The organism is Allofournierella sp. (assembly GCF_017889395.1).
Taxonomy (GTDB): domain Bacteria; phylum Bacillota; class Clostridia; order Oscillospirales; family Ruminococcaceae; genus Allofournierella.
In genome coordinates this window covers 1-9,804 of sequence record NZ_JAGHKE010000096.1, presented here as the reverse complement: position 1 = coordinate 9,804, position 9,804 = coordinate 1, and the positions used below count along the sequence as shown (strand labels likewise).

Below are 9,804 nucleotides of genomic sequence, written 5' to 3'. Positions count from 1 at the left end.
CGGCAGCGTCACCCAGCCCGCGGTGATCAACGTGGTGGTGGATGAGCCGGGCCGCACCGTGATGGAAATGACCATCAAGGAGGGCAAGAACCGGCAGATCCGCCGCATGTGCGAGGCAGTAGGCCTGGAGGTCATCCGCCTGCGCCGCAGCGCTATGGGCGCGGTGAAGCTGGGCATGCTCCAGCCCGGCCAGTACCGGGAGCTGACCAAGAGCGAGGTGGCCGCCCTGCGTGCCGCCGCCCAGAAGGGCAAGGCCCGCGCCCAGACCCAGCGTGCCCAGGAGGCTGCTGAGCAGCGCCGCGAGCACCAGAAAAAGCGCAGCACCGCTCCCTCCCGGCCCAGTCGGCCCCGGCGCGGCTGATCGCACCCGAATGAAATGAAACAGGCCCCCGGCCCACCGCATGTTGCGGCAGGCCGGGGGCCTTGCTGTGCTTAAAAACTTATTCGCCGGAAACGGGCTGACTCTTCAACAGGCCGCTGCAATCCCGGTAGCTGGTGTGCAGCATCTGTTCGGCCATCTCGCTGAGAGGCTGGCCATAAAACTCCTCGTAGACCTGCTTGATCTCCGGGTTCTCATGGCTGGTACGCAGCTCCATGGAGCTGTCCCGCCGGTAAAGGGCAGCGATGCGCTGTTTGCGGGTTTCGTCCGCATCCCGCATGATGTTTTTGGGCTGACCGCCGCCGCCAATGCAGCCGCCGGGACAGGCCATGACCTCCACAAAATGGTATTGCTTGCCACTTTCCTTCATGCGCTGCAAAAAGGCGCGGGCGTTGGCGGTGCCGTAGACCACCGCGACCTGAAGCGTCTGGTCGCCGATCTCCACCTGCGCCTCCCGCACGCCCTCGTAGCCGCGAACCGGGGTCAGATTCAGCAGGCTCTGGGGAGCGCTTTCGCCGGTCAGGTAGGCGTAGGCAGTGCGCAGGGCGGCTTCCATCACGCCGCCGGTGTTGCCGAAGATCACACCCGCGCCCGAAGCCTGACCCATCAGGGAATCGTAGGCGGAATCCGCCAATGCGTTCCAGTCCACCCCTTCGGCCTTGGCCCAGCGAGCCAGCTCTCGGGTGGTGATCACCTGGTCAGTGTCCCGCAGGCCGGGGATGCCCAGATGGTCCGCAGCGCCGTGCAGCTCCTGGCGGCGGATCTCGAACTTTTTGGCGGTGCAGGGGGTAAGGGCCACATGCACGATCTTCTCCGGGTCCAGACCCATCTTCTTGGCGAAGTAGGTCTTGACCGTGGGGCCCTGCATGCCGATGGGGCTCTTTGCGGTGGACAGATGGGGCAGCAGCTCGGGGGCATACATCTCGGCAAAGTGGACCCAGCCGGGGCAGCAGCTGGTGAACTGGGGCAGGGGCCGGTCCTTTTCAGTGATGCGGCGGATCAGCTCACTGGCCTCCTCCACGATGGTCAGGTCGGCGGCAAAGTTGGTGTCCAGCACGTAGTCGGCGCCCAGAGCACGCAGCAGCGCCACCATTTTGCCTTCCACAAAGGCGCCGGGCTCCATGCCGAATTCCTCGCCCAGCGCAGCGCGCACCGAGGGCGAGGTGCTGACCACCAGCACCCGGTCGGGGTCGGCGGCCGCCTGGCGGACCTGGGGGCATTCGTCCCGCTCCACGATGCTGTCCACCGGGCAGACGTTGGCGCACTGGCCGCAGTAGATACAGATGGCGCGGTTGCCGGTGTCTTCCAGTGTGTAGCTGCCGTGCACCCCCATCAGGTTGGTGCAGGCTTCCTTGCACATGCCGCAGCGAATGCAGGCCTGTTCGTGGCGCAGGATGCTGGGATTGTCCTCCTCAATGGGGACGCGGACGGATAAGGGCAGGTGGTTCAGTTTCCTCACATTCCTTTCTTCATAATAGGTTATGTATTCTTCCTTTGAAAACCGAAAACAGTCGGGATTTAATTATAGTAATAATTATCGTTAATATCAACTGACAAAGCAGACAAAATATTCGACTATATTTTAGAAGGTTCGCACACAGGCAGACTTGAAGCAAAGCGAAAAAATAAAAACAGCGCTCTTTTTTCTGGAAAAGAGCGCTGTACAAAACGAAAGTCGGGATTCATTTCACAAGGCAAAAAGGGGAGGCGGGCGAAAGAAAAACAATGCACAGTGCCATGCACAAGGGCTGGTGCACCAGATAGACCGGTAGGCTTTTGCGTCCCAGCCAGTCAAGCCCCGGCAGCCGAAGCCGGGCAGCCCGCTTTACATGCTCGCTGGCAAACAGCAGCGGCCGGGCAAAGTAGCCTGCAAGAAAGAGAAAATACCAGGGCAGGATGGAAAAGTAATCGCTGGAGAAAAAACCCGGAAAGGGAAAGCCCAGCACCGTGAGCAGGCGGGAGCGGTAAAGCGCGTCCGGCAGCTGCCAGAGCCGCCACGTGCCAAGGCCCAGCCAGCCCTGGTTCACCGGCCAGAACACCGCCAGCAGCACAAGACTCATCGCAAGGCCTGCAGCTGCCCACCGGCCATTCAGCAGCCGGTCCACCGGGATGGTGAGCAGAGTGGCGCAGCCCAGGAAGGTGAGCACCCCGCACCACACCGCCTGGTCCGGCACCGCGATCAGGGTCACGGCAGTGATCAGCAGCCCGCAGCCGTTGAGCACAAGCCCCCGGCGCAGCGCGTGCCGCCTGCCCCAGTGCCAGCACAGGCCGCTGATAAAGATGAAGGCGCAGCAGATGCACCGCTCCCACACCCGCACCGGCCACCGGGCGGGCCACAGGGGATCGAAGCCCCAGATCACATAGACATCAAATAAAAGATGATACAGCACCATGTTGGCCAGTGCCAGGCCCCGCAGCCCGTCGATCAGATGCCAGCGTTCCCTCGTCTGCATGAAAAATCCTCCCCAAAGCCGGAAAATCAACGCATCCATTGTAATATAAGGCGGCGGGCAAAACAAGGGCGGCCGGGCACGGAGCGATAAAAAACTTGCAATGAAGCGCCAAACCGAGTAGAATAATAGCATGTATATTTAAATGGGGAAATATGTCCGCAGCCGGTTTCAGGCCGGGCAGACCCCGGCGATTTCAATAACGATCCTAAGGGAACGAGGTGCCTTTATCAATGGCTTTGAGCATGACCGGCTACGGCCGCGGCGAAGCAATCCTGAACGGACGGGACATCACCGTCGAGATCAAAAGCGTAAACTCCCGTTATTTTGAGTATTCCTCCCGCATCCCCCGCAGCTGTGCCTATCTGGATGATAAGCTGAAAAAGCTGCTCAGCGCAAGCATCAGCCGGGGCAAGGTGGAGCTGAGCCTGCAGATGCAGAGCGTGGGCAGCCAGGATGTGGCGGTGGAGGTGGATCTGCCTTTGGCCAGAAGCTATGCCGACGCACTGGCCGCTCTGGCCGAGCAGCTGGGCGTGAAGAACGACGCCACCGCCAGTCTGATCGCCCGCTACCCGGATGTGCTGAGCGTGCGCCACGCGGATGTGGACGAGGAGCAGCTGTGGCAGGATGTGAGCCAGGTGTGCACCATCGCGCTGGAAAACTTCGTGGCCATGCGGGCCGTGGAGGGCGAGAAGCTGAAGGCGGATGTGATGGGCCGCCTTGCCACCATCGAGGCCAACGTGGGCAAGGTGGAGGAAGGCAGCGCCGAGCGGGTGCAGGCCTACACCCAGAAGCTGTACACCCGCCTGCAGACCATCCTGCAGGATCAGAACATCGACGAGGCGCGCATTCTCACCGAGGCCGCCATCTTCGGTGACAAGACCGCGGTGGACGAGGAGACGGTTCGCCTGCGCAGCCACATCGCCCAGTACCGCGAGATTCTGGAAAGCGACGGTCCGGTGGGCCGCAAGCTGGACTTTTTGACCCAGGAGCTGAACCGGGAGATCAACACCATCGGCTCCAAGTGCCAGGACATCGCCATCACCCGCATCGTGGTGGACACCAAGGCCGAGATCGAGAAGATCCGCGAGCAGATCCAGAACATCGAGTAAGGAGAGCCAAGCATGAAACTGATCAACATCGGCTTTGGCAACATGGTCAGCGCCAACCGGCTGATCGCCATCGTGAGCCCGGAATCCGCGCCCATCAAGCGCATCGTGCAGGAAGCGCGGGATAAGGGCTCCCTCATCGACGCAACCTACGGCCGCCGTACCCGTGCGGTTATCATCATGGACTCGGACCATGTGATCCTGTCTGCCGTGCAGCCGGAGACCGTGGCCAACCGTCTGAACGACACCGACGATGCCGAGGATGAAATGGAGGACGAACTGGACAATGAATAAGGAACGCCATCTGATCGTAATTTCCGGGCCTTCCGGCTCCGGCAAGGACACGGTGGTCAAGCGGCTGATGGAGCTGCACCCGGAGATCGAGGTTTCGGTTTCCGCCACCACCCGCCCCATGCGCTCCGGCGAAAAGGAAGGGGTAAACTACTTCTACCTGAGCCGCGAGGAGTTTGAACGCCGCATTCAGGCGGGTGAGATTCTGGAGTACGCGGAATACTGCGAAAACTACTACGGTACCCCCAAGTCCGAGGTGGACAAGCGCATTGAAAACGGCATTACCGTGATTCTGGTCATCGAGGTAATCGGCGCGGGCAACATCAAGAAGCTGTACCCCGATGCGGTGACCATCTTTGTTCGGCCGCCCAGCTACGGCGAGCTGGAGGAGCGGCTGCGGGGCCGCGGCACCGAGACCGAGGAATCCATCAAAAAGCGCCTTGCCCGTGCGGTGGAGGAGATGGAGTACGCGGTGGACTACAACGAGGTCGTGATCAACGACACCGTGGACGAGTGTGCCGAGGAGATCTACGGCCTGATCCAGAAATATCAGCAGGAAGAAGAGTGACCCGCCCCCGGCGGGCGGAAGGGAGCGCGGCGCGGTGCTGCAAACAGTCCAGGTGGCAGTAAGCGGCGCCACGTTTCATTTTGATAAGCTCTATACCTATCTGGTGCCCCCCACACTGGCCCATCCGGTGGTTCCGGGGGGCATGGTGCTGGTGCCCTTCGGCCGGGGCAACAAGCCCCGCATGGGCGTTGTGCTGGCTGTGGGTCAGCAGGAGGAGGCGGGCCGCTGCAAGGAACTGTTCGACGCAGCGCCGGAAAACGCTCGCCTCACCGACGAGCTGCTGGGTCTGGTGCGCTTTTTGAAGGAGCGCACCTTCTGCACCTGGTACGAGGCGGTCAAGGCCATCATCCCCTATGGGGCCCAGTATAAACCGGCGGAAACGGAAAACGGCCCCCGGCTGCAAAAACAGCTGGTGCGCCATACCGAGCCGGAATATTCCCTTGCAGGGCCTTTGCCCGAAAAACCAAAGCCCACCGCCAAACAGCAGGCGGCAGTGGCGGCGCTGCAAAGCGGCCCGCTGCCCCAAAGTGCGCTGGCTCAGCTGGGCCTGAGCCGCGCTGTGCTGGATAATCTGTGCGAAAAGGGCGTGCTGCAAAAGCGGCAGGTGGATAAGGTGCTGGACCTGTTCAGCCACATTCCCCAGACAAACGACCCCATCATCCTCAGTGAGGAACAGCAGCAGGTGTACGACGGGCTGTGCGCCCAGATGGCGCAAAACAAGCCCAGTGCCGCCCTGCTTTATGGGGTGACCGCCAGCGGCAAAACGCTGGTGTTTTTAAAGCTGATTCAGCGCACGCTGGAGTTGGGCAAGACTGCCCTGGTGCTGGTGCCGGAGATCAGCCTGACCCCCCAGATGATCCGCCGCCTGAAGCAGACCTTCGGCGGGCGGGTAGCGGTGCAGCATTCTGCTCTCAGTCACACCGAGCGCCTGCTGCAATGGCAGATGATCCAGGCCGGCGGGGCCGACATCGTGGTGGGCACCCGCAGTGCGGTATTCGCGCCGCTGAAAAACATCGGCCTCATCGTGTTGGACGAAGAGCAGGAGCACACCTACCGGTCGGAAAGCGCACCCCGCTTCGATGCCCGGGAGGTGGCCAAGCGCCGGGCCGTGGACCACGGCGCTCTGGTGCTGTTCGCTTCGGCCACCCCCAGTGTGGAAAGCTACCAAGCCGCGCTGGAGGGCCGCTATACCCTGTATAAGCTCACCCGGCGTTATGCGGGCCAGCCGCTGCCCGCGGTGGAAATGGTGGATATGCGCGCCGAACTGGCCGCCGGAAACTCCGGCAGCATCAGCACCGCGCTGGCCGGGCGCATCCGCCAGACCCTGACCCGGGGCGAGCAGGCGATCCTGCTGCTCAACCGGCGGGGCTATAAGACCGTGGGCATGTGCTCCGGCTGCGGGCAGGTGATCAAATGCTCCAGCTGCAGCGTCCCCATGGTGTATCATAAATCCGAAAACAAGCTGCTTTGCCACTACTGCGGCAAGGCGATTTCCCCGGTGCCCACCGTCTGCCCGGAATGCGGCGGAAAGGTGCGCTACACCGGCTTCGGCACCCAGCGGGTGGAGGAGGAGCTGGCCGAGCTGTTCCCGGACGCCCGGGTGCTTCGTATGGACCAGGACTCCACCAGCCAGAAGAACGCCCACGAGAACATGTTGGCGGCTTTCGCCCGGGGCGAATACGACATCATGCTGGGTACCCAGATGGTGGCCAAGGGCCTGGATTTTGAAAAGGTGACCCTGGTGGGCGTGTTGGGCATCGACTCGCTGCTCTTTTCCCAGGGGTTCCGGGCGGTGGAGAATGTGTTCTCGCTGGTGACCCAGGTGATCGGCCGTTCCGGCCGGGCCGGGGCCGCGGGCCGGGCGCTGATCCAGACCATGGACCCGGAAAATTCCACCCTGAATCTGGCGGCGGCCCAGAACTACGAGGCCTTTTTTGATCAGGAGATCATGTTCCGCAAGATCTGCCTGTATCCGCCCTTCTGCAGCGTCTGCATTGCCGCCTTCAGCGGCGCGGACGAAAACCGCACCATGCAGGCGGCCGCCCGCTTTGCCCGGCTGCTGGGCATCGAGGCCAGCGCCCATCCGGGCATGCCGCTGCGGATTTTAGGCCCCGCACCCATGAACATTGTCATGGTCAAGGATCGTTACCGCTACAAGCTCACCATCAAATGCCGCAACGACCGGGCCTTCCGCCAGGTGCTGGGCAGGGTGCTGGCGGCTTACAGCGACGAGGGCCTGCCGTCCAAAGCGTCGGTGACGCTGGACTTCAATTCCGACGGCGACTGACCCCTCGGGCACACTTCATCAACCAATCTCGCCGGCCTTCCCGCCGGCTCATTTTAAGGAGGATAAACTTCTATGGCTCTGCGTACCATTGTGCAGGACGGCGATCCCATTCTGAAAAAGGTCTGCCGCCCGGTGACCAATTTTGACGACCGTCTGGCAACTCTGCTGGACGATATGAAAGAAACCCTGATCGACGCAGGCGGTCTGGGCCTGGCCGGCCCCCAGGTGGGCGTGATGCGCCGCCTGTTCATCGCGCTGGACGAGCGCGACCTGCCGGAGGATGGCACCATGCCCGAGGGCTACGAGCCCAAGTTCATCGAGTGCATCAACCCGGAGATCCTGGAGGAGTCTGAGGATGAGGTGACCCTGTACGAGGGCTGTCTGTCCTTCCCGGGCCACAACGGCGCCATCAGCCGCCCCCGCAAGGTGAAGCTCCGCGCCCAGGACCGCCACGGCGAGACCTTCGAGATGGAGGCCGAGGAAATGCTGGCCCGCTGCTTCTGCCACGAGACCAACCATCTGGACGGCATCACCATCATGGACCTGGCCGACCATTTCTATGAGGACGACTACCCGGACGAGATCGAAGAGGACGAGGAATAATGCGCATTCTGTTTATGGGCACGCCGGACATTGCCGCTGCCAGCCTGGCTGCCGTTCTGGAAGCGGGGTATGAGGTGTGCGGCGTGTTCACCCGCGAGGATAAGCCGGTGGGCCGCAAGCAGATTCTCACCGCCCCGCCGGTCAAGCAGCTGGCGCTGGAGCATAATCTGCCGGTCTACCCGCCCAAGACCCTGCGCACCGAAGAAGTGCAGCAGCAGATTCGGGAGCTGGCCCCCGAGCTGATCGTGGTGGTGGCCTATGGCCGCATCCTGCCGCCGGAGGTGCTGTGCGTGCCGCCCAAGGGCTGCATCAACCTGCACGTTTCGCTGCTGCCCAAGTATCGTGGCGCTGCGCCGGTGCAGTGGTCGGTGATCAACGGCGACAAGGAGACCGGCGTCTCCATCATGTATCTGGACGAGGGCCTGGACACCGGCGACATTCTGAACGTCGCCCCGGTGACCATCGGCCCCGAGGAGACCAGCGGCGAGCTGTTCGAGCGCATCACCGCCCAGGGCGCCAAGACCCTGGTGGAGACCATTGCCTCCATCGCCGCGGGCACTGCCGTGCGCACCCCGCAGGACCACAGCAAGGCCACGCTGGCCCCGCCCCTGACCAAGGAGATGGCCCGCTTTGCCTTTGACCAGCCTGCCCAGAAGCTGCACGACCTGGTGCGGGGCATGAACCCCTGGCCGGTGGCCTACTTTGAGCAGGAAGGCGGGCTCCGCCTGGGCGGCGGGTCGACGCCTGAAAGCGGGCGACCGGCTGTAATTTCACCATTGGAGGAACACGTTTATGGATAAAGCCCGCCGCATCGCGGTTCAGGCACTGGTCCGCCAGGAGGAGAGCGGCTTTGCCAATCTGGTATTGAACGCAGTCCTGGAGCATCAGGACCTGACCGGCCGGGACCGGGCCTTCGTGAGCGCCCTGTTCTACGGCGTCACCGAGCGGCTGCTCACCCTGGACTGGGCGCTGGCCCGCTGTCTGAGCCGCCCGCTGGCCAAGCTGGACCCCCAGGTGCGGGCCATCCTGCGCAGCGGTCTGTATCAGGCCCGCTACATGCAGGTGCCCCGCGCGGTGGCGGTGAACGAGTCGGTGAGCCTGTGCCGCGCGCTGAAAAAATCCAGCGCCGCCGGGCTTGTGAACGCGGTGCTGCGCAAGGCCGTGACCCAGGACCCGGCTTCGGCCTCCTTCAAAACCGAGGCCGAGCGGCTGAGCATCCGGTATTCCGTGGGCCTGCCGGTGGTAAAATTGATTCAAAAAAATTATCCCGAAGAATGCGAGCAGATTCTGCAGGCATTCTTTGAAGCACCCCGGGTGGCCCTGCGGTGCAACCCGCTGAAAACCACACCCGCCCAGCTGACCGCACTGCTGGAAGCAGAGGGCGCGGAGGTGGAACCCGGCTGGCTGGAGAACACCCTGCTGGCCAAGTTTACCGGCAGCCCAGCGGCCACCGAGGCCTTCCGGCAGGGGCTTTACCATGTGCAGGGCCAGGCCTCCCAGCTGGCGGCCTACAGCCTGCAGGCAAAGCCCGGGGAAAAGGTGCTGGACCTGTGCGCCGCGCCGGGCGGCAAGACCCTGACCATCGGCGAGGACATGGAGAACACCGGCACCCTCATCAGCTGCGATGCGGTGGAAAGCCGCCTGCCGCTGATCGAAAAGGCCGCCGCCCGCGCGGGCCTTACCAATGTAACAGTTCTGCACAACGACGCGTCGGTCTACCGGGAAGAGTTTGCCGGGGCGGACCGTGTGCTGTGTGACGTGCCCTGCTCCGGCCTTGGCATCATCGCCAAAAAGCCGGACATCCGCTACAAAACCATGGACGGTGTGGAGCAGCTGCACGAGCTGCAGGCGAAGATTCTGGCCACCGCCGCTCGTTATGTGAAAGAGGGCGGCCGCATCGTGTATTCCACCTGCACCATCGACCCGCGGGAGAACCAGAACATCGTGCGGGCCTTCCTGGAACAAAACGCCGCTTTCCGGCTCGTCCAGCCCCCCTTCATGCCCGAAGGAGCACAAGTGGAGGACGGCATGCTGACCCTGTTGCCGGGCAAGGCCGGGCCGGACGGATTTTTCATTGCCATTATGGAGAAGTTGTGAACCATGCAGAAAACCTGTAT

Annotated in this window: 9 protein-coding genes and 1 pseudogene; 8 read left to right on the top strand and 2 right to left on the bottom strand. The window is 62.7% G+C overall.

Features of this window, described 5'->3' with window-relative positions:
• Window positions 1–361, top strand: a pseudogene (locus tag J7G73_RS11430) (pseudouridine synthase); the annotation flags it as partial.
• A 79-nt stretch (window positions 362–440) separates the two neighbouring features.
• On the opposite strand, the gene J7G73_RS11425 reads toward J7G73_RS11430, so the two are convergent.
• Both J7G73_RS11425 and J7G73_RS11420 read right to left on the bottom strand, forming a co-directional pair.
• The gene (locus J7G73_RS11425; RefSeq protein WP_247643479.1) at window positions 441–1,838 is read right to left on the bottom strand and encodes a [FeFe] hydrogenase, group A; all 1,398 of its coding nucleotides are present in this window, start codon (window positions 1,836–1,838) and stop codon (window positions 441–443) included.
• Window positions 1,839–2,061: 223 nt separating this feature from the next.
• The gene (locus J7G73_RS11420; RefSeq protein ID WP_291246338.1) at window positions 2,062–2,832 is read right to left on the bottom strand and encodes a heparan-alpha-glucosaminide N-acetyltransferase domain-containing protein; all 771 of its coding nucleotides are present in this window, start codon (window positions 2,830–2,832) and stop codon (window positions 2,062–2,064) included.
• 230 nt (window positions 2,833–3,062) lie between these two features.
• Between J7G73_RS11420 and J7G73_RS11415 the strand changes: the two genes are divergently transcribed.
• The 7 genes from J7G73_RS11415 to rsmB all read left to right on the top strand — a co-directional run bounded on the left by J7G73_RS11415 (window position 3,063) and on the right by rsmB (window position 9,784).
• Complete coding sequence (locus J7G73_RS11415; RefSeq protein WP_291246337.1) at window positions 3,063–3,941, top strand: YicC/YloC family endoribonuclease; 879 nt, start codon at window positions 3,063–3,065, stop codon at window positions 3,939–3,941.
• Between the two features lie 12 nt (window positions 3,942–3,953).
• A complete protein-coding gene (gene remA, locus J7G73_RS11410; protein ID WP_087184296.1) occupies window positions 3,954–4,232 on the top strand; it encodes an extracellular matrix/biofilm regulator RemA in 279 nt (92 codons plus the stop codon).
• Window positions 4,225–4,797: a guanylate kinase gene (gene gmk / locus J7G73_RS11405; protein ID WP_087296071.1), complete on the top strand. Its 573-nt coding sequence runs from the start codon at window positions 4,225–4,227 to the stop codon at window positions 4,795–4,797. Before remA ends, gmk begins: the two co-directional genes overlap by 8 nt.
• Window positions 4,798–4,831: 34 nt before the next feature.
• Window positions 4,832–7,084, top strand: coding sequence for a primosomal protein N' (gene priA / locus J7G73_RS11400; RefSeq protein WP_291246336.1), 2,253 nt, complete (start codon window positions 4,832–4,834; stop codon window positions 7,082–7,084).
• Between the two features lie 72 nt (window positions 7,085–7,156).
• The gene (def, locus tag J7G73_RS11395; protein WP_087296073.1) at window positions 7,157–7,687 is read left to right on the top strand and encodes a peptide deformylase; all 531 of its coding nucleotides are present in this window, start codon (window positions 7,157–7,159) and stop codon (window positions 7,685–7,687) included.
• Window positions 7,687–8,487 (top strand): methionyl-tRNA formyltransferase, encoded by an 801-nt coding sequence (gene fmt, locus J7G73_RS11390; RefSeq protein ID WP_291246335.1) that lies wholly within the window; start codon window positions 7,687–7,689, stop codon window positions 8,485–8,487. Before def ends, fmt begins: the two co-directional genes overlap by 1 nt.
• Complete coding sequence (rsmB, locus tag J7G73_RS11385; RefSeq protein ID WP_291246334.1) at window positions 8,480–9,784, top strand: 16S rRNA (cytosine(967)-C(5))-methyltransferase RsmB; 1,305 nt, start codon at window positions 8,480–8,482, stop codon at window positions 9,782–9,784. The genes fmt and rsmB overlap by 8 nt, the downstream gene beginning before the upstream one ends.
• Window positions 9,785–9,804 lie beyond the last annotated feature (20 nt).

What these genes read in the sequence shown, in the direction of transcription:
- fmt (WP_291246335.1), top strand. Translation starts at nt 7,687, where the DNA reads ATGCGCATTCTGTTTATGGGCACGCCGGACATTGCCGCTGCCAGCCTG.
- remA (WP_087184296.1), top strand. Translation starts at nt 3,954, where the DNA reads ATGAAACTGATCAACATCGGCTTTGGCAACATGGTCAGCGCCAACCGG.
- J7G73_RS11420 (WP_291246338.1), bottom strand. Translation starts at nt 2,832, where the DNA reads ATGCAGACGAGGGAACGCTGGCATCTGATCGACGGGCTGCGGGGCCTG.
- gmk (WP_087296071.1), top strand. Translation starts at nt 4,225, where the DNA reads ATGAATAAGGAACGCCATCTGATCGTAATTTCCGGGCCTTCCGGCTCC.
- J7G73_RS11415 (WP_291246337.1), top strand. Translation starts at nt 3,063, where the DNA reads ATGGCTTTGAGCATGACCGGCTACGGCCGCGGCGAAGCAATCCTGAAC.
- def (WP_087296073.1), top strand. Translation starts at nt 7,157, where the DNA reads ATGGCTCTGCGTACCATTGTGCAGGACGGCGATCCCATTCTGAAAAAG.
- rsmB (WP_291246334.1), top strand. Translation starts at nt 8,480, where the DNA reads ATGGATAAAGCCCGCCGCATCGCGGTTCAGGCACTGGTCCGCCAGGAG.